13 protein-coding genes and 1 pseudogene are annotated in these 20,144 nt (G+C 58.2%); 7 read left to right on the plus strand and 7 right to left on the minus strand.

All coding sequences use genetic code 11. The features are described from left to right. Window positions 1–75: 75 nt before the first annotated feature. Window positions 76–5,961 carry a dermonecrotic toxin domain-containing protein gene (locus LJX92_RS20200; RefSeq protein WP_228308868.1) on the plus strand — a complete coding sequence of 1,962 codons (5,886 nt, stop codon included), beginning with the start codon at window positions 76–78 and terminating at the stop codon, window positions 5,959–5,961. Between the two features lie 8 nt (window positions 5,962–5,969). On the opposite strand, the gene LJX92_RS20205 is transcribed toward LJX92_RS20200, so the two are convergent. The 7 genes from LJX92_RS20205 to acs form a co-directional block, all read right to left on the minus strand. Then, window positions 5,970–6,950, minus strand: a complete 981-nt coding sequence (locus LJX92_RS20205; protein ID WP_005790635.1) for a GlxA family transcriptional regulator — start codon at window positions 6,948–6,950, stop codon at window positions 5,970–5,972. Window positions 6,951–7,196: 246 nt separating this feature from the next. Further along, a complete protein-coding gene (locus LJX92_RS20210; protein WP_005790637.1) occupies window positions 7,197–7,961 on the minus strand; it encodes an ABC transporter ATP-binding protein in 765 nt (254 codons plus the stop codon). 27 nt (window positions 7,962–7,988) lie between these two features. Then, window positions 7,989–9,101 (minus strand): succinylglutamate desuccinylase/aspartoacylase family protein, encoded by a 1,113-nt coding sequence (locus LJX92_RS20215; RefSeq protein WP_103734780.1) that lies wholly within the window; start codon window positions 9,099–9,101, stop codon window positions 7,989–7,991. A 1-nt stretch (window position 9,102) separates the two neighbouring features. Continuing rightward, window positions 9,103–9,801: an ABC transporter permease gene (locus LJX92_RS20220; protein ID WP_223017828.1), complete on the minus strand. Its 699-nt coding sequence runs from the start codon at window positions 9,799–9,801 to the stop codon at window positions 9,103–9,105. After that, window positions 9,798–10,487, minus strand: coding sequence for an ABC transporter permease (locus LJX92_RS20225; RefSeq protein WP_032879821.1), 690 nt, complete (start codon window positions 10,485–10,487; stop codon window positions 9,798–9,800). Before LJX92_RS20225 ends, LJX92_RS20220 begins: the two co-directional genes overlap by 4 nt. A 91-nt stretch (window positions 10,488–10,578) precedes the next feature. Next, entirely contained in the window at window positions 10,579–11,364 is a 786-nt protein-coding gene (locus LJX92_RS20230; RefSeq protein ID WP_032879819.1) for an ABC transporter substrate-binding protein, read from the minus strand. A 658-nt stretch (window positions 11,365–12,022) separates the two neighbouring features. Then, complete coding sequence (acs, locus tag LJX92_RS20235) at window positions 12,023–13,978, minus strand: acetate--CoA ligase (RefSeq protein WP_005790645.1); 1,956 nt, start codon at window positions 13,976–13,978, stop codon at window positions 12,023–12,025. A 397-nt stretch (window positions 13,979–14,375) separates the two neighbouring features. Between acs and LJX92_RS20240 the strand changes: the two genes are divergently transcribed. The 6 genes and pseudogenes from LJX92_RS20240 (at window position 14,376) to LJX92_RS20265 (ending at window position 20,096) form a co-directional block, all read left to right on the plus strand. Continuing rightward, a complete protein-coding gene (locus LJX92_RS20240) occupies window positions 14,376–14,645 on the plus strand; it encodes a DUF2790 domain-containing protein (protein WP_032803681.1) in 270 nt (89 codons plus the stop codon). Between the two features lie 573 nt (window positions 14,646–15,218). Further along, complete coding sequence (locus LJX92_RS20245) at window positions 15,219–16,469, plus strand: ribonucleotide-diphosphate reductase subunit beta (protein ID WP_032879817.1); 1,251 nt, start codon at window positions 15,219–15,221, stop codon at window positions 16,467–16,469. A 314-nt stretch (window positions 16,470–16,783) separates the two neighbouring features. Beyond that, window positions 16,784–17,363 (plus strand): annotated as a pseudogene (locus LJX92_RS20250) (Bro-N domain-containing protein). Between the two features lie 99 nt (window positions 17,364–17,462). Beyond that, a complete protein-coding gene (locus LJX92_RS20255; protein WP_228308869.1) occupies window positions 17,463–18,176 on the plus strand; it encodes an HNH endonuclease in 714 nt (237 codons plus the stop codon). Window positions 18,177–18,248: 72 nt separating this feature from the next. After that, window positions 18,249–18,896, plus strand: a complete 648-nt coding sequence (locus LJX92_RS20260) for an HAD-IB family hydrolase (RefSeq protein ID WP_228308870.1) — start codon at window positions 18,249–18,251, stop codon at window positions 18,894–18,896. A gap of 252 nt (window positions 18,897–19,148) precedes the next feature. Further along, the gene (locus LJX92_RS20265; protein ID WP_078822120.1) at window positions 19,149–20,096 is read left to right on the plus strand and encodes a hypothetical protein; all 948 of its coding nucleotides are present in this window, start codon (window positions 19,149–19,151) and stop codon (window positions 20,094–20,096) included. The last annotated feature ends 48 nt before the right edge of the window (window positions 20,097–20,144 follow it).

Raw genomic sequence — 20,144 nt, forward strand, 5'->3', positions numbered from 1 at the left:
CCCTAACTATCTAAAGTCCCCCCTCTGCAACCGGCTGGTTTACTGCGGGCTTCATGACTTGCACGGACCCGCTCCATGACGAACCTCGATTATTCCGATACCCGCCTGCCCGACAGCCACTATCAATTGTTGACCGACACCCTGCCCTCCTGGCTCGGCAATGCCTGCGCCGACAAACGCCAGGCACTTGCCGCCACCCAGCCACAACAGCTGCCGGGCAGTGCCGAACAACGCGCCGCGCTCGCGCGACTGACCGGTGCCCACTGGGAGGCACAGAACAGCGTAGATCGGGCATTGCAGCACCTGCAGGACGCCAAGGCGTTCGCCAAGCCGATCCTCGAACAGGCATTGAAAGCCGATTACGGCCTGGACCTGAACGTCGAGACAACCTATTTACGCCTGTATATCCCTGATCGTACCCCCTGGTTCCCGATACGCTCCGGCGCAGCGCGCACCTGGACGGTTTCGCTGCTCGACGCCGCCCTGCATAACTTTGAGCTCAAGGAAACCCTGGCCGACGCCTACGAGCCGGCCTCGACCTTTATCACGCAGCCTTCGGCCAGCGGGCAATTCGACACTTTGCCGCAGATCAAACGTGTGCTATCGATACAGGCATTCGCCAGCCTGTGCCGTGACCTGGACATGGGTGCCCGCTACGCCCGCTACCTCAACGATGAGCTGGGCATGTCCAACCCGGTTGCCGCTGCGGTATTGCGCCTGAAGGTCGACGCCAGCCAGAAAGCCGCCCTGCATGCAGCCGTGCAACTGGCACGTATCAAGGACGATATCAGCGACGACTATGCTGACTTGATCGAAGGGCTGGTAGCTGGCACGCCCAACCTCAAGCTCAACGACCAACCGTTGCGCTGTCAGGAGCTGCGCATGATGGACATTGCGCTGACTGGCATTCAACTGTTCTCTCCCGACCTTGAGAGTCCGCGCTCGCCGCAACGCCTGGTGGCATACGTTCCAGATGATCCGCAGCACCCGCTCAAGGAATACGCCTCGCCTTTGGCATTCAAACAGGAACTGACCCGGCAACTACGCGACCGCGATTACCAGACCTTCTTCAGCCGCTTTGTACCCCACGCCCAACGCGGGGTGTTTTTTTCCGGCTTGAGCCAGCGCCTGGCGCGCATCACCTGGCACCCGCCGGTCAGGGGCAGCGGCCAATCGCCCTGGCGCAGCACCCCCATCGAAGACCCCAAGCTACAGTTTGATGCGCAGCCTGTCTGGGGCGACCCCTGGTTGCATCTGTACCGTCGCAAACTCGACAAGATTCTCAACGACGCCCGCACACTGGCCGTCTCCACCGCCAGCGTCGATCGTGAGGCGCGCTGGCGGCTTTGGGACTCTTTCGTCGATGTGGCTTCCTCTATCCTCAACGCCGCACTGATGGTGGTCGCCCCCTTCGTGCCGGGCCTGGGCGAATTGATGCTGGGCTACATGGCTTATCAACTGCTCGATGACGTGTTCGAAGGGGTGATCGACTGGGCCGAAGGCCTGGGCAAGGAAGCCTTCGGTCATCTGATGAGCGTGCTGGAATCCCTGGTGCAGATGGGTGCTTTCGCTGCGGGCACCCAAATTGGCCCGACCGAACTGCGTAAAGTGCTGCCCGAAAACGTCCTCGCGTACATTGACAGCTTCAAACCGGTGAGCCTGGCCAACGGCGCCAAACGCTACTGGAAACCGGACCTGGCGCCCTATGAGTACCCATCATCGTTGCCAACGCGCCTGGGTATCAACGAGCTGGGCCTGCACGAGGTACGCAAGGAAACAATCCTGCCACTGGAAAACAAGCTGTACACCGTGGAAGAAAGTCCGGACAGTGATTTTTACTACATCAAACACCCCAGCCGCCCTGACGCCTATCGCCCGATTGTGCGACACAACGGCGCCGGCGCGTGGCACACCGAACTCGAACAGCCCTTGCAGTGGGACAAGCACACGTTGCTGCGCAGACTGGGGCACAGCGTGCAGGATTTAAGCGAAGCGGACCGGGAACTGGGCTTGCACATCAGCGGCGTGGATGAGGGTGTCGTGCGCAAAATGCACCTCAACAGCGAGCCTCTATCGCCGCTACTGGACGATACCTTGAGTCGTCTGCGCATCGACCGCAGCATCCAGCGGCTGATCGATCAGCTACGCAGCGACGATCCGGCGGTGTACCACCTGATTGACCCACAAGACACCTTGCAAGTGTTGACCACCCACGGCTCGTGGCCGCCCACCAAAGCCTTGCGCATCGTCGACGACAAGGGGCAAACAGCCTGGGAGTTCGGTGATGAACGCATGCCAGTGATTCAGGTATTTGAGGCCCAACTGGAGAACGGCGACTTGCTGAAAACCGTCCTGCGTGGGATGAGCAGCGAAGAAATCCGCGCGCAGTTCGGTGAGCGCGCCAGCGATCCCGAACTCAGCCTGGATCGCCGCGCCCATCTGCTACGCCATAAGCTGGCGGACATTGCCGATAGCCAGCGCAGCGCGTTGTTCGACTCGCGTTATGCGACGTTGCAAGCCACCACCGAACCGCTTACCCAGCAATTGCTCACCACCACGCCTGAACTGCCTATAAGCGTTGCGAAAACACTTGTGAGCGAGGCCAGCGGTGCAGAACTTGAAGCACTGCATGAACGAAACACGCCCCCGCGCCTGGCCGAACTGGCACGCACCGCGTTGAATGAAGTACGGATCAACCGTGCCTATGAGGGTCAGCACTTGAATACGCCGCCCTCCCTGGACACTGATCGCCTGGCACTGAACTCCCTGCGCACACTGCCAGGCTGGTCTGGCGAGGTACAGCTAGAGGCTCGTCACCACTCGCAAACCGGACCGAGCTGGCTGCGGATCGGTCCAGATGACGCCCCGATCCAGCGCACGTTGGTGCGTACTGAAGCCGGCCGCTACCAGCCCCACAATGAACAGGGTGCCCTCTCCAGCGAGACCGACCTGTACTCAGCCGTTTTAAGTGCCCTACCCGATAAACAGCGTGACCAGCTCGGCCTTCGCATCCACGACGGCGCACAACTCAAGCAGCGCCTGCGGCAAGCGCCGCTGCCACGCAGTGAACTGCGCACACTACTCACCCCTGATAGCAAGCCGGAAAGTGTCACTGAAGCCCTGCGCCTGCTGGGCAGCGACAACGGCTATCGTGCCCAGGCGCCGGCGCCATTAAGACCTGTGAACTTGCTTCAACGCGCGCACGACCTGTACCCCAGACTTCGCGAACGCCAATTGACTACCCTGGTGAACCACTTGCACTCACAGCCTGGCGGTGCACTCGCGGGCCTTGAGGCGCTGCGCATCGAATACAACCAACTGGAACATGACCTGAATGCCTGGCAACGCGACATTCCGCTTCGGCCCCCCGGAAACGGCGCCCTACTCAGCGCACACCAGCGTCTGTACGAGCAACGCAATCGCAGACTCATTGCCCGCGAACTCAAACGCTGCTGGCGCAGGGAGTTACCCCTCGATGACTACTTCGAAGACCCGGCGCGCGACGGCTACCGAATGAACCTGCGTTACCCTATTCGTGGCGAACTGCCGCGACTGTCCGCCAACTTCGATCACGTATCAATGCTGACGCTGTCAGGCAGCAACCACACGCAAGGAGCCGCCGCGTTCCTGGGCAACTTTCCCCGATTGCGTCACTTGACCGTTGACAGTATTCCCTTGGGCAACCTGCCCCCAGCCGTACTTCAGATGCGCAGCTTGAACACATTGAGCCTGAGCGACTGCGCAATTACCCTGACGCCGCACAGCCAAACCCAGCTCGCCTCGATGACCCAATTGCAAACCCTGGACCTGCATAAAAACCCCTTGGGTCGGGTGCCCACTGTGGAAGCGATGACCGAGCTGAACACACTGGACCTGTCCGAAACCGGCATCGATCGCCTCCCTCCCGGTTTGCTCACCCGCAACGACCTTAGCGCAGCCTTTCTCAGCGGCAACCAGATCGGAGAATTACCGGAAGCACTGTTCGATCTTCCGTCACATACCAGCGCTGCCTTCGACCTATCTGACAACCCACTGTCATCGGCCACCCTCGAGCGCGTTAAAGCCTATTACCAGCAGCATGGCACCTACTGGGAGGCCGATGCTCCGGCAGTGGATGTGCGCGACGCAAAAATGCTGTATCCCTCACTGGACACCGACCAGATCAACCAGTTTATCTACAGCCTCCCAGGCGACCTGGAAGCGGGTAGGCGCGAGCTGGCAAGGTTGGCCGGTGAATTGGATACGCTAAAGTCCGAGCTCAACCACTGGACGCAACAGCCGCAGTTGCAGCCATCGGAAGCCACCCGGCGAAGCGAGCTCAGCACATTACTTGAGCAAAGCTGGCGCAGGGAAACACCCCAGGACACTCAATTCGTCCATTTGCTGGAAATCCCCGCGACGCTCGCAGGCGAGCTGCCCACGCTGAGCGCGCACTTCAAGCATGTTGGCTCACTGACCATCAAAGGCAATGGTAGCCCGATGGGGTCGACCGCCTTTATCGACAGCTTCCCGGCCCTAAGTATCCTGGACATCAACAACGTGAGGCTCGGCGACATCCCTGCCCAAGTGCTCAACCGGCAGGCACTATCCATTCTGGGGCTGCCACGCTGCTCAATAGAACTCAGCCCTACCAGCGTAGCGGGCTTGCAAGGCATGACCAGCCTCGAATATTTATACCTGGACCACAACCCGCTGGGCCGTACTCCGGATTTCAGTCACCTGCCCAATCTGAGCACAATCTCGCTGAAAGACACCGGTTTGACACAGCTACCCCCTAGCCTGCTGGGCGACCCGCCACGCCAGTCGGTCAACTTGAGCAAAAACGCCATTGAGCAACTGCCCGAGGCACTTTTTTCCATGCCGGCCTCAACCACCAGTGGCCTGGTCCTTTCCGCAAACCCCTTGACACCCCAAACCCTGGAGTCGATCAAACGCTACTGCCAGCGCACCGGGGAGAGTTTCGCCGCCCAGGCATCCGAATCACAACGCATGCGCACGCAGCGGCTATACCCCTCGTTTCTGGATAACGAGGCAGACCGTTTCATCTTCCGCCTCCCCGGCGACATGGCGGCAATCGAACCGACGTTGACGCGCCTGGAAGCTGAATACGAGCGACTGAACAACGACCTGCAGGTGTGGGTGCAGGCTGTACCGGATCGGCACCCCATCCTGGATGTGCCTATTGACGAACAAACCCGCGCCCAGGACCAACTGAGGCGGCGCAACTTCAAGACACTGCTGGAGCAGGCGTGGCGACGAGAAGCCCCCGAAGATGAAGAAAGCCTGGACGATGAGCTGACCCACCAGGTCTTACTCGACACACCAGTGTTGGGCGACTTGCCGGAATTGAACGCCAACTTCGACCACGTGACCTCGTTCCAACTGGACGGCAGCGGCACCACGACTGGTGTCGACGGTACGTTGCGCAACTTCAGCCATTTGCAAACCCTCAAACTGAGCAAGTGCTCCCTGGGCACCCTGCCTGAGGCGATCCAGCACATGCCCAAACTGTCCACATTGGATATAACGGAATGCGCAATCCGGCTGACACCCGAAACCCGAGGCGTGCTGACGGGGTTGACCGAACTTGAGTTTGTTAATTTGAGCAACAACCCCCTGGGTCACGCCCCTGACGTCGGCTCGCTGAACCAACTGGTTGCGCTGTATCTGAGCAACGCGGCACTGAGCGAAGTTCCAGAGGGCGTATTTGGCCTGGATCAACTGCAAACGCTGGACTTAAGCAATAACGCGATCCGGGAGATACCGCAGGACTTGCTGGAGACGTCAGCAACCTTCAATGGCGACAGCGACTTGAGCGGCAACCCACTGTCGGCGCAAAGCATGGAGCGCTTGCGTCAGTACTACCAACGCACAGGTGTGGACTTCCAGGTCGCGGCCGCCACCGTGGACTCCCAAGGCACGCCGCTGGTGGCAGCTCTGCCAGTACCAGAAGAAGACTAACTGTTGAATCAGCCGCGCTCTGAGGGCACCGACGACAACTCGAAGGGACTGCTGCTGCGCCGCTGGTTGCGGTCTTCGCGCGGCGTGGCGCCAAAGAAATTGCGGTAAGCGCTGGAGAAATGCGGCCCCGAGGAGAAGCCGCACGACAGGCCGATCTGGATGATCGACTTGCTGGTTTGCATCAACATCTGGCGCGCCTTGTTCAGGCGCAGTTCCAGGTAGTACTGGCTGGGGACGCGATTGAGGTATTGCTTGAAGATCCGTTCCAGTTGTCGTCGCGACACGCACACGTGCTGGGCGATCTCGTCGGTGGTCAGCGGCTCTTCGATATTGGCTTCCATCAACAGCACCGCCTGGGTCAGCTTGGGATGGCTGGAGCCCAGGCGGTTTTGCAGTGGAATACGTTGGCGCTCACCGCCTTCGCGGATGCGCTCCACCACCAATTCCTCGGACACAGCACCGGCCAACTCCGCGCCGTGATCGCGGGCCAGCACCGCCAGCAGCAGGTCGAGTACCGACATGCCGCCACAAGCGGTCAGGCGATCACGGTCCCAGTCGAACAAATGGCTGGTGGCGATGACCTTGGGGAAGCGCTCGGCAAAGTCATCCTGCCAGCGCCAATGCACGGCAGCACGATAACCATCCAACAGACCAAGCTGGGCCAACGGGTACACACCCGCCGATAACCCACCGATCACGCACCCGGCCCGAACCAGCTGCTTGAGCGCAGTGCTGAGCTGCGACGCAATGACGGTAGGCGGTTCATCCGCCAGCAGGAACAGTTTCTGAAAGCCTTCCAACTTGCCGGCCCACGGCTCGCCCGGCAACTGCCAGGCCCCCTCGGTTTGCGGCTCGGCCTGCAGAAAAGACAACTCGTAGACCACATCCGGATGCACCCGCTGAGCAACGCGCAAGGCCTCCTCAGCCAGCGCAAGCGTGAGTGCTTTTGTGCTGGGCCAAATCAGGAAACCAATTTTGTGGGCGGTCATGGAGTGCTATCCGGAGCGAAAACAGTGAAAGAAGCCGTGGGCCAATGCTAGCCCGTAATCAACTACAAATCCCAAAACAAACAGAGATCAAAAGTGGGAGCTGGCTTGCCTGCGATGACGATGGGTCAGTTAACACATCATTGACTGATGCATCGCTATCGCGGGCAAGCCAGCTCCCACAAGAGATCGGGGCTAACCTCAAGACTGCGGAGCATGCACTATCCCGGTGCACAAAAGCAGCCTTGATTATTTCAAACTGCCAGAGAGGAACTGCTGCAACCGTTCGGACTGCGGGTTCACCAACACTTCCCGCGGATTACCACGCTCTTCAACAATGCCTTTGTGCAAAAACACCAACTGGTTCGACACTTCACGGGCAAAGCCCATTTCGTGGGTCACCACTACCATGGTGCGGCCTTCCTGGGCCAGGTCCTGCATGACCTTGAGCACTTCGCCCACCAGCTCCGGATCCAGCGCCGAAGTAGGCTCATCGAACAGCATCACCTCGGGTTCCATCGCCAAGGCACGGGCAATCGCCACGCGCTGCTGCTCGCCACCGGACATGTGGCCGGGGAACGCATCCTTACGATGGCCCACGCCGACCTTGGCCAGGTAATGCTCGGCCTTTTCACGGGCCTCTTTCTTCGACATGCCCAGCACGTGCACCGGGGCTTCCATCACGTTTTCAAGCGCGGTCATATGCGACCACAGGTTGAAATGCTGGAACACCATGGACAGGCGTGAACGCATACGTTGCAGTTGCTTGGGGTCGGCAGCCTTCATGGCGCCATCCTTGTTGGCCACCAGTTTCAGCTCTTCGTTATTGAGCAGAATCTTGCCGGCGTGGGGCTGCTCCAGCAGGTTGATGCAGCGCAAAAAGGTACTTTTGCCCGAACCGCTGGAACCGATGATGCTGATCACATCACCGGCCGCTGCGGCCAAGGACACACCTTTGAGCACTTCATGACTGCCATAGCGTTTATGCAGGTCTTGGACTTCAAGCTTGTACATGCGGTCGGTTCTCACAAAAACAGGTGGTCAGTCGTTGAGCAAGCGCCCGTGACGCAGCGCTTCGCGCCCCGCCACCTTGGCCAGCCAGAAACCCGCTTGGGCATAACGTAGCCGTTCAACGGCAAACAACACCCCCGAGGTGCCCGCACAAATGGTACTTACGCGGTCGGTCAGGGGGTCAATCACTTCAAAAATCTCGTCGCCGGTTTCTACCCAGTCGCCAGCTTTACGCAGGTAACTGATCACACCGGCATGGGGGGCGAACAGCAACTCGGTGCCTTCGAAGGGCATGCCTTCACAAGGTTCATGTTGCGGTGCGGGCCATTGGCCCCTGATCAAGCCCTGTTCGGCGAGAAATGCCAGAATGCCTTCGGCGTGGAAGATCGCTTCATCACGGCCGGTGTCGGCCTGGCCGCCCAACTCCAACGTTGTCGCCAGACAGGCCAACGGAATCTGGGCCTCGGGGAACAGGCGCGATAAACGCAGCCACGGCAACGAGCACGCCTCGTCAAACGAACTGCCGCCGGAATCTTCCGCCAGCAGGCCGACCTTCACATTCAAATGCGCTGACAGCGACCGCCACTGCGGCCAGTGCTGCGGCAGCGCATACATGTGCAGCGCGGCTTCGGCATCGCAATGCAGGTCCAGCACCACATCGGCGGTGCAGGCATGGCTCAGCAGAATGCGCTGCATGCCTTGCAACTGGCTGCTCGGCTCGGGCAAGGCGGTGAGCGTATCGCTCATGGCCTGGCGAATCATGCGCACATTGGCGTGCGGGTCATCGCTCAGTTTGTCTTGCAGCAACGCGGCGACCGGCTCGCTCAACTCAACGAAGTCGCGATTGAAATTCTTGCCGCTGCCCACTTCGAAACGCCCCTGATGGCTGCCTTGCAACAGCTGGCCAAGGCCCATCGGGTTGGCTACCGGCACCAGCTCGATCACGCCGTTGAGGGCGCCCTGCTGTTCCAGCTCGGTGAGGCGTTTTTTCAGTTCCCATGCGGCACGCATACCCGGCAACTCATCAGCGTGCAGGCTGGCCTGGATATAGGCCTTGCGCTCGCCGCTGCCGAAGCGAAATACGCTCAGTTGGCGCTCACAGCCCAGGTGCCCCCAGGGCAGCAGATGATCGATACGTTCCATATCAGTGCTTCCGTGGAGCCAGATAGCTCAGCCAGCGGCGCTCGGCCAACTTGAACAGGCGCACCAGAATGAAGGTCAGGCACAGGTAGAACACGCCGGCGGTGATATAGGCTTCGAACGGCAGGTAATACTGGGCATTGACCGTACGCGCGGCACCGGTGATGTCGATCAGCGTGACGATGGACGCCAGGCTGGTGGTCTGCAGCATCATGATCACTTCATTGCTGTACTGCGGCAGTGCGCGGCGCAGGGCCGATGGCAACAGGATGCGGCGGTACAGCTTGTAGCGCGACATGCCCATGGCCTTGGCCGCTTCGATCTCACCGTTAGGCGTGGCCTTGAGGCTACCGGCGATAATCTCGGCGGTGTAGGCGCTGGTATTGATCGCAAAGGCCAGGCAGGCGCAGAAGGTCGCGCTGGACAGCAGTGGCCACAGGAAGCTCTCGCGTACTGTTTCGAACTGCGCCAGGCCGTAGTAGATCAAAAACAGCTGCACCAGCATCGGCGTGCCGCGGATCACGTAGGTGTAGAGCCAGGCCACGCCATTGACGACCGGCTGCTTGGACACCCGCATCAAGCCTAAAGGCAAGGCCGCGAGCAGGCCGAAGAACAGCGAAATGGCAAGCAGTTTCAGGGTGGTCAGCAGGCCGCCAAGGTACAGCGGCATGGCCTCCCAGATGACGTTGTAGTCGAAGATCATAGATCAGCCGCCCTTACGCCTACCGAGTAGCGCTTCTCAAGATGACGCAAGGCCAGCAACGACACACTGGTGATCACCAGGTACATCGCCGCCACTGCGAGGAAGAAGGTAAAAGGTTCGCGGGTGGCATCGGCCGCCTGCTTGGCCTTGAACATCATGTCTTGCAAACCCACCACCGAAATCAGCGCGGTGGCCTTGGTCAATACCAGCCAGTTGTTGGTAAACCCGGGGATCGCCAGCCGAATCATCTGCGGCACCATCACCCGGAAAAACACCTGGAAGCTGCTCATGCCATACGCCAGGCCGGCTTCAGCCTGGCCCTTGGGAATGGCCATGAAGGCGCCACGGAAAGTTTCCGAAAGGTAGGCGCCAAAGATGAAACCCAGGGTGCCGATACCGGCGGCCAAGGGGTTCAAGTCGATATAGTCGTCAAAGCCCAATAGCGGCGCGACGCGGTTGAGCAAGTCCTGGCCGCCATAGAAAATCAGCAGGATCAGCACCAGGTCGGGGATCCCGCGGATCACCGTGGAGTACAAGTCACCCAGCCAAGCCAACCAGCGCACCGGCGACAGGCGTAACGCGACCCCGATCAGACCCAGAACAATGGCCAAGGCCATGGACGACAAGGCGAGCTGAAGCGTCAACCATGCGCCATCGAGGATAACGGCCCCGTAGCCTTTCAACATGATTCAGGTCCTCGAAAAGGGGGATGAAAAAATGGCGCAAACTTCAGAATGACTGGTGCTTGCGCCATTTCGGACAGACAGCTGCGACTATTTACTTGGCATCAGCGCCGTAGATATCGAAGTCGAAGTATTTGTCTTGGATTTTCTTGTATTCGCCGTTGGCACGAATCGCGGTAATCGCTGCGTTGATGCGCTCAAGGTTTTCCTTGTCGCCTTTGCGCACTGCGATACCAATGCCGTCGCCAAAGTATTTGGCTTCGGTGAACGACGGGCCTACAAAAGCGTAGCCTTTGCCGGCGTCGGTTTTCAGGAAGCCGTCCTGCAGCAGGGTAGCGTCAGCCACGGTACCGTCGAGACGACCGGCGGCCACGTCCAGGTAGATTTCGTTCTGGGTGCTGTAACCCTTGATATCCGCACCTTTTGGCGCCAGGACTTCACGAGCGAAACGGTCGTGGATCGAACCGCGCTGCACACCGATCTTCTTGCCCTTCAATTCATCCAGGCTGTCACTGACGGTGGTGCCTTCCTTCATCACCAGGCGCGCTGGGGACAGGTAGTAGCGAGTGGTGAAGTCCACGGACTTCTTGCGGTCTTCGGTGATGGACATGGACGACAGGATCGCGTCGATCTTGCGCACTTTCAGTGCAGGGATCAGGCCGTCGAACTCTTGCTCGACCCAAGTGCACTTGACGTCCATCTGCTTGCACAGCGCATTGCCGATGTCGTAGTCAAACCCGACGATGCTGCCGTCCGGTGCCTTCGAAGCAAACGGAGGGTAAGCTGCTTCGATACCAATTTTCAGTGGCTTGCCTTCGGCGAAAGCCTGCATGGACAGCACGGACAGCGCCAGGGCGCCCAACAGCACGAGTTTCTTCATCTTGGGACTCCATCGGTATAGGGCAAAAACAGCAGTATGAGCCATGGCCCACGATGCGCGAAGGTGTAACCGAATAGCGGGGCTGCGTCCTGCGCGGGCGACACCTGCGACGACGAGCGAGTGATCGGCATTCTAACGACAGGCCGGAAGCCGATATTTCCTCAATGCGACAACAATTTACAGAAGCACTGAGAAAGCGGTTCCAGCTCATTGACAGCCTCTGAGATTTATGCAGAGACAAAAGATATTAAACCTGATGATGCTGCAAATTGCGGGCCTATTATTCGCAAACCCTTCTAGCACGGCAAGTGTGGCGTTTAATCTAATTTATCAGGGGGTCTAAAACGCGGTTTTCAGGGGCGCAAGCGTGGTCCATCGCCTCAGGTTTTGATGCGGGGTTACACATTTGCACCAGCCGGTAACATTCTGAAACGTCCCACAGCAAAAACCGATATTTATTGGCTTGGTGGTTAAAATGCGCTCCAAATGTGAGAGGGGGCTTGCTCCCGATAGCGGCGGGTCAGCCAGTATATTTGGCACAGACCTGATGCTATCGGGAGCAAGCCCCCTCCCACACTGGATATCTGGTGATTGTTAGATCCTGTAGAAAAGCCCCATCCGGCTTAAACCGGATGGGGCTTTATTTGACTATCCGCGCTTACGCGACGTTCATGGTCTTGTGCGTCTCAATCAAATGCGCCACCACACTTGGATCCGCCAGGGTGGAAATATCCCCCAGCCCATCGTATTCAGCCGTAGCGATCTTGCGCAAAATGCGGCGCATGATTTTCCCCGACCGTGTCTTCGGCAGCCCCGGCGCCCACTGGATCACATCCGGTGAAGCAATCGGGCCGATTTCCTTGCGCACCCAGTTTTTCAGCTCCAGGCGCAGCGCTTCGTTGGGCTCTTCGCCATTCTTGAGCGTGACATACACATAGATGCCCTGCCCCTTGATGTCGTGCGGCACACCCACCACCGCGGCTTCGGCGACTTTCGGGTGGGCAACCATGGCGCTTTCAATCTCGGCAGTGCCCATGCGGTGGCCGGACACGTTCAACACATCATCCACACGACCGGTGATCCACCAGTAGCCATCTTCATCGCGACGGGCGCCATCGCCAGTGAAGTACATGCCGCGGAAGGTCTTGAAATAGGTATCGACAAAACGGTCATGGTCGCCGTACAGGGTACGCGCCTGGCCAGGCCACGAATCGAGGATCACCAGATTGCCTTCGGCAGCGCCTTCAATAATGTTACCGAGGTTGTCCACCAGCGCCGGCACTACACCAAAGAAAGGCCGCGCGGCCGAGCCTGGCTTGAGCGCGTGGGCGCCCGGCAATGGGCTCATCAGGGTCGCGCCGGTTTCAGTCTGCCACCAGGTATCGACAATCGGGCAACGGGATTGGCCGACATTCTTGTAGTACCAGTCCCAGGCTTCCGGGTTGATCGGCTCGCCCACCGAGCCGAGCAGGCGCAGGCTGCTGCCGTCGGCGCCTTCGCAGGCGGCAGTGCCGGAGGCCATCATGGCGCGGATCGCAGTGGGTGCGGTGTAGAGGATGTTGACCTTGTGCTTGTCGACGATCTTCGCCACCCGGGTGATGTCCGGGTAGTTCGGCACGCCTTCGAACAGCAGCGTAGTCGCGCCATTGGCCAACGGGCCGTAGACGATATAGGTGTGGCCGGTGACCCAGCCAACGTCGGCGGTGCACCAGTAGATTTCGCCGGGACGGTAGTCGAATACTCGCTCGTGGGTCAGGGCGGCATACAGCAAGTAGCCGCCGGTGGTGTGCTGCACGCCTTTAGGCTTGCCGGTAGAGCCGGAGGTATAGAGGATAAACAGCGCTTCTTCGGCGCCCATCTCTTTTGGCGCACACACGGTGCCCGCCACTTTCATCAAGTCTTCGTACCAGATGTCGCGATGCTGGTTCCACTTGATCGCGCCATTGGTGCGCTTGCACACAATAACCTTCTGGATGCTGCTGGTTTCCGGGTTGGTCAGCGCATCGTCGACGTTAGCCTTAAGCGGAATCTTCTTACCGGCGCGGATGCCTTCGTCAGCGGTGATCACCACTTTCGACTTACAGTCGATAATCCGACCGGCCAGGGCTTCCGGGGAAAAGCCGCCGAACACCACCGAATGGATCGCACCGATGCGGGTACAGGCCAGCATGGCGACCACGGCTTCGGGAATCATCGGCATATAGATAGTCACCACGTCACCGCGGTGCACATCCTGGCCACGCAAGGCGTTGGCGAACTTGCAGACTTCTTCATGCAGTTCGCGGTAGGTGATATTGCGGCTCTCGGCAGGGTCATCGCCCTCCCAGATGATCGCGATCTGATCACCACGTTCGGCAAGGTGACGGTCCAGGCAGTTGTAGGAAACGTTCAAGGTGCCATCGGCAAACCATTTGATGTCGACATGGTGGTCGTCGAACGAGGTCTGCTTCACCGCGGTGAAAGGCTTGACCCAGTCAAGGCGTTTGGCTTGCTCACGCCAGAAGCCATCGGGGTTGACCACCGACTGCTGGTACATGGCCTTGTAGGTTGCCTCGTCGGTCAGCGTGTTGGCTGCTACTTCGGGGCGAACAGGGTACAGGGAAGCCGCACTCATCTTTCTTACCTCGGTGACATAGTTGTTGTTGTATGGCCCCTGTTGTAGCCGGGGTGGGCCTATAGAACCATTCGACGATGGTAGTAACAAGACCCTACAAATTACCCTGCTATGCCGGGTAACCGCTCTGGCCCACAGCCTGTGGCGCTTTGCGGGTGGCTGAAAAAACTTTGATCGACCGATTGTTACAAAAACCGCCAAAGGTGTTTATCAAAAGCACGGGTATATGAATATAACGCGCAGGCTTAGAATCACTTCCGCCAACCAAGGCACCGTGATTAACACCGTAACAGCCCCCACGAAGGCACGTTAATCCGAACTTCCCAACTTTTAAGTTACACACGCGGCCTCACAAGGGCCCCGTGACCCCTTTCGCCCTGAAGAAGGTAATGAAGAAATGAAAGCTCTATTAGTTATGGCCCTCAGCAGCTTGTGCGCCACCGCCGCCCTGGCCGACGAAGCCCCGACTGAGCTGGCCGGCCACAACGCCCCGATCGTTGAGGACTACACCTACAGCACTCACTTGGATGTGGCTAAAGTATTGTCCATGAGCAGTATTCCGGAAGTCTGTGAAGTTGTTCCGGTAAAGATGGAATATGAAGACTCCCAAGGTCAACGACACATCCTCAACTATCAAGTGATGGGCAATGGTTGCTCTAACGGATAACAACTTGGTTATTTAGATTCAACCCGGATCTTGGTCGCCGCAAGAAATCAATCTTGCGGCCAAGAACCCACCTCGAATACACCGCAAATCAAATGTGGGAGCTGGCTTGCCTGCGATGGCGGTTTCAGCCACGACGTCCCATACAGCCCTTCTCACCTGCTCCCTCCCCTCCCCATAAAATTTCTCCCAACACCCGCCAGAAATTTCCATCCCCAGCAAAGCCTTGCAAACACTCGCTCTGGCCGAAAACCACGTCATTTTGGCGCGCTCAAGTGACCATCCGCCGCAACACAAACCCAATTTTTTCCCTATAATGCGCGGGTAAATCGGGCCTGCAATATCCCTTTACACTGGGACGAAGAGCCAGACCTGAGGCATCCCGCGCGAGCTTGCACCTACCGCTGCGCACCTCAAGCCTCACGCAGAGCACCCGTAGCCCTATTCCGTTTAATGCGTGCGCTAGCTGCAACAAACGATTCCTTAAGATCCACCGCGGCCATTGGGCCGTGTGAACACCCAACCATCCGGTTTCACACGGGCACCTTTGAGCCCTCACGCAGGAGACGACACGTCATGCTGAGCTGGGACGAATTCGACAAAGAAGAAGAAGGCGAAGTAGCCGCTAAAGGCGCCAACGCCGGCCACGCCACCGAAGCCAACATGGACCGCCTCGACGGTGCCGGCGCCGCTGCCGCCATCGAAGCCCGCGCCGTCACCGCCAGTGATTCGGCCGCCATCGTGCGCGCCAAGGCCGCCCTGGACAAACTCGACGTCGCCGAAGGCCTCGCTGAGCTGGAAGGCTCCGCCGCCCGCGTCGCCGTTGACGAAAAACGCATGATCAACTGCCGCGCCGACCTCAACCAACTCGTACCCTTCAAGTACGACTGGGCCTGGCAGAAGTACCTCGACGGCTGCGCCAACCACTGGATGCCGCAAGAGGTCAACATGACCGCCGACATCGCCCTGTGGAAAAACCCTGAAGGCCTGACCGACGACGAACGCCGCATCGTCATGCGCAACCTCGGATTCTTCTCCACCGCCGACTCCCTGGTTGCCAACAACCTGGTGCTGGCCGTGTACCGCCTGATCACCAACCCGGAATGCCGCCAGTACATCCTGCGCCAGGCATTCGAAGAAGCGATCCACACCCACGCCTACCAGTACTGCATCGAATCGCTGGCCATGGATGAAGGCGAGATCTTCAACATGTACCACGAGATTCCATCGGTCGCCAAAAAGGCAGCCTGGGGCCTCAAGTACACCCGCTCGATCTCCGATCCGAAGTTCGAAACCGGCACCGTCGAGACCGACAAGGAACTGCTGCGTAACCTGGTCGCCTACTACTGCGTACTGGAAGGCATCTTCTTCTACTGCGGTTTCACCCAGATTTTGTCCATGGGCCGCCGCAACAAAATGACCGGCGTGGCCGAGCAGTTCCAGTACATCCTGCGCGACGAGTCGATGCACCTGAACTTCGGTATCGATGTGATCAACCAGATCAAAATCGAAAACCCGCACTTGTGGGATGCCGAGATGAAGGAAGAAGCGACCCAGATGATTCTGCAGGGGACGCAGCTGGAGATTGAATACGCTCGCGACACCATGCCTCGCGGTGTGTTGGGCATGAATGCGGCGATGATGGAGGACTATCTCAAGTTCATCGCCAACCGTCGCCTGTCGCAGATTGGCTTGAAGGAAGAGTACCCAGGCACGACTAACCCGTTCCCGTGGATGAGCGAGATCATGGACTTGAAGAAAGAGAAGAATTTCTTCGAGACCCGTGTGATCGAGTATCAAACTGGCGGCGCGTTGAGCTGGGATTGATTCCTACGCCAGGTAACATTCAAGAGCCCTGACTTGTTCAGGGCTTTTTTATACTCAATGAATAGAACAAGCCCCTTCCTACAAGAAGATCATCCATGGAATGGTTGATGCAAATTTCGATGTTATCTAGGCTCATCAGCCGGTGCCTAAGAAACGCCCAACGTAGAAGCAAGCCTTAATCACACAGCAAAAATCCCGTTCGGTCTCAGTCGTGCGGAATTAACGCGGTAATGAAGGTTCGCTGGTTGGAGTTTCTTAAACTGCACTCTCTACGCTGGGTTGGCCCTTCAAAAATCACGTAGAGGTCATAGGGAATGTCCAGTCAACATCTATCCAACTTGCCGGCCGCCACAGAAATAGCCGCACCCGAACCGTTTATCGCCGTCGTCTTCACTCGTCACAATCTTCATTTACATACTCTTCTCCTAGAAAACCAACCCTGGTTCTGCGCTCGAGAACTTGGGCGTTTGATGGGGTGGCATTTGGATGAGCGAACTACTCGTAAGCTCGATGAAGATCAAAAGAGAACCGTAAAACTGCTGTTCCACGGCCAACCGGAAGAGATGCTGATGATTAGTGAGTCCGGCGCCTATGCGTTGCTGGTCTATCACTACGTACCAGGAAACCGTCTGTTGCGAAGCTGGCTGACTCACGAAGTGGTTCCGGCCTTACGCGACCAGCGTCAGCTCCGTGCAGTGGAACGCCCCCTTGTTGAGCATGTTGGACTGGCCAGAAATGTCACTGAATTTGCTGCATTGGCAGGATGAAGGCTGGATACGCCTGCGGGATATGCCGTATTTGCTGGTGAATAGAACCTACCGGAGACAGTCAGCTAAGACGCCGTGGTGGCGCAAGCTCATACAATTTTTCCGAATCAAGCAGCGAATTTACTAACGAAGACGACCGCCATCTCCGACCGATCCGTAGGAAATTTCGTAGACGCAATAATGGCTACTCAGTATCGTCCGAGGGTTTTCTACCCTCGGCGGCTGTATGGATATTACGAAAGACAAAACGGATTGGAGCGACTCGGAGCTGGCAGCGGCGGTCGAGGCTTACCTAAAGATGTTGGCCTTGGAAAAGAGCGGCCAACCTTTCAACAAAGCCCTCGAAAACCGCCTTCTACGCGAAGGCCCGGTGGCAGGCCGTGCAAAGGGCTCCATCGAATTCCGCATGCAAAATATCTCCACCGTGCTCGTCCGCATGGGCTGGGACCGTATCGAAGGCTATAAACCTGCAAAGAACGTGGGCACAGGCGTCGAACAACGCATCCGCCAAGCCCTAGCCGCGCAGGGTGTATTCGAATCCGAAGACGCAGCCCAAACAGCAGACGAGCAAACGCTTATCCGCCGCGCGTCCAAACTGCAGCAACAACCTTTCCCTAAGCTACCGGACGGCATTGCCCAGCCGCAGAAAGTCTCGATCGTCAGCACCGCTTTTGTCCGCGACCCAAAGGTACGTGCTTGGGTGCTCAAAGAAGCCAACGGCATCTGCGAAGGCTGTGGCTCAAACGCGCCGTTCGAGGTCGACGGTTTGCCATTTCTTGAAGTACATCACGTCAAGCACCTGGCCCAGAAGGGTTCGGATCGCACCACCAATGCTGTAGCCTTGTGCCCCAACTGCCATCAGCGTTGTCACCGGTCGAGTGATCGGGACGCTTTCACCGAAGGGCTTTACGCCAAAATCGGAAGATTGGCACGGGAGTAGACTCCTGCTGTCACACCTGATGCACGCACAAAAAATACTAGATAGGACCGAGGCCAACCCGTGAACCCAGACATGCTCGAAGCCGGCCCCATCGACGCCAAAGTACTCTCCGTCTTTGACTTCGACGGCACCCTCACCCACCACGACAGTTTCGTGCCCTTCCTCAAGTTTGCCTTTGGCCCCGGTGAGTTTTATGGCCGGATGGTCAAGCTGGCGGTGCCTGGGCTGCGCTTCTTGGTGCGGCAGATCAGCCGGGATGAGTTGAAGGCGCAGTTGATTCGCACCTTTATGACCGGGGTGCAGAAGACGTGGGTGCAGCAGAAGGCCGAGGAGTATTGCCAGCGTAATTGGGCGCGGTTGATGCGCCCGGCTGGGGTGTTGTCGGTGGAGCAGGAGTTGGGCTCGGGGGCGGTGGTGACGTTGTGCTCGGCGTCGCCGGCGTTGGTGTTGCAGCCATTTGCCGATCGGCTTGGGATCAAGTTGATCGGGACTGAGCTTGAGGTGGTCGACGGGGTGTTGACCGGCAAGCTCACCGGGAATAATTGCCGTTGTGAGAACAAGGTGCTGCGGCTTGAGGCGGTGTATGGGGATTTGGGCGAGTATCGGCTGCGGGCCTGGGGCGATACGCGGGGGGATAGGGAATTGTTGGCGGCGGCGCAGGATGCGCATTTTCGGCACTTTCATGCGAAGAAGAAACGGCGGGCTCGGTTGCAGCGGTGATGCGGGTGGGTGGGGTTGGCGGAGGGGACCGAGGCGATCCCTTCGCAGCCTCGCAGGGGCTCGACAGCTCCCACATTTGATCCGTGCATCTCAGTGGAATGGTGTTTACGTTGTGGTTTTGGGGTCTACGCCGAGAGCCGTTGCAGACGCTTTTACCGTCAGGCTTCTTGAGCGGACGACGCGTTGCAGGTTCTTGCTGATATTTACACAGGATCCGGCTATTAATAGCCAAATTCCCACGGACCGAGCCCCATGAAATTCGACACGGCCTACAGCCTGGCTCTCGATGACAAGTTGTCGATCTACGACGTACGAGAGCTGAATTTCGACGAAACCGCTGACTTCGATTCCGACAAGGACCGCTTCCTCTGCCCCAACGACGCGTGCCGCGCAGCGTTCGACGCCGGCAATGTGTTGAGCACCTTCAACGCCAAGAACGTCAATTACCTGCGCACCCCACACTTCAAGAACAAACCCGGCACCCGGCATATCGAAGGCTGTCGCTATGCCAGCAGCCAAAAGACCGCGGCCGGTGAAAGTGAGGACGAGCGCGAGGACAACTTCCCATCGGAATTGGTACTGACACGCCGTCAGTACGAACGTAAAACACCTGCTGCCGGCATCGATGGAGGCGCCCCACAAGAGCCAACGAAAACGCCTTCAAATCGCGTTGAGAAATCCCATGTCAGCAGCGACACAACCCCGGACAAAACCAGCGTGTTCGCCCATCCGGTGGAATGCTATGTGTCGAACATCGATGACAAGGACAAGCTCAAGGCCATGCCCTTGAAGATTGGTGAGCACACGGCGACTTACTGGTCGTTCTTCAAGAAAATCGAATACTTGCAAGACAACAAGGGCCTGATCTACTGGGGCAAGATCAAGGAAATCAAAGACTACACCAGCAGCTTTCGCATCGATTTCGAAAAGAAAGTGTGGCTCGACAAGAAGCCTTATTCGGTCAACGTCTACCTGAACAAAAAGCTCATCGAAAGCTACCGCAAGCGCACGGTTTTCCTGGAGCAGATCAAGGCAGCGGCCAGCAGCGAGCGACCGCTGTATTGTTTCTTCTACGGAGTGACACCGGAACTCAAGCAGGTGCCCAGCAAGAAAAACCCCGAGCAAACGTTCGGGGTATTCAGTGCGAATATCGAGAACCTGGATCACCTGATTATCCGGGAGGCGTCGGGGATGGAATAACTGGGCGTTGAAACAGCGACGAAAAAATCCAGATGATGAGCGGTACAA

This window comes from Pseudomonas sp. HN8-3 (assembly GCF_020790195.1).
Lineage (GTDB): Bacteria > Pseudomonadota > Gammaproteobacteria > Pseudomonadales > Pseudomonadaceae > Aquipseudomonas > Aquipseudomonas synxantha_A.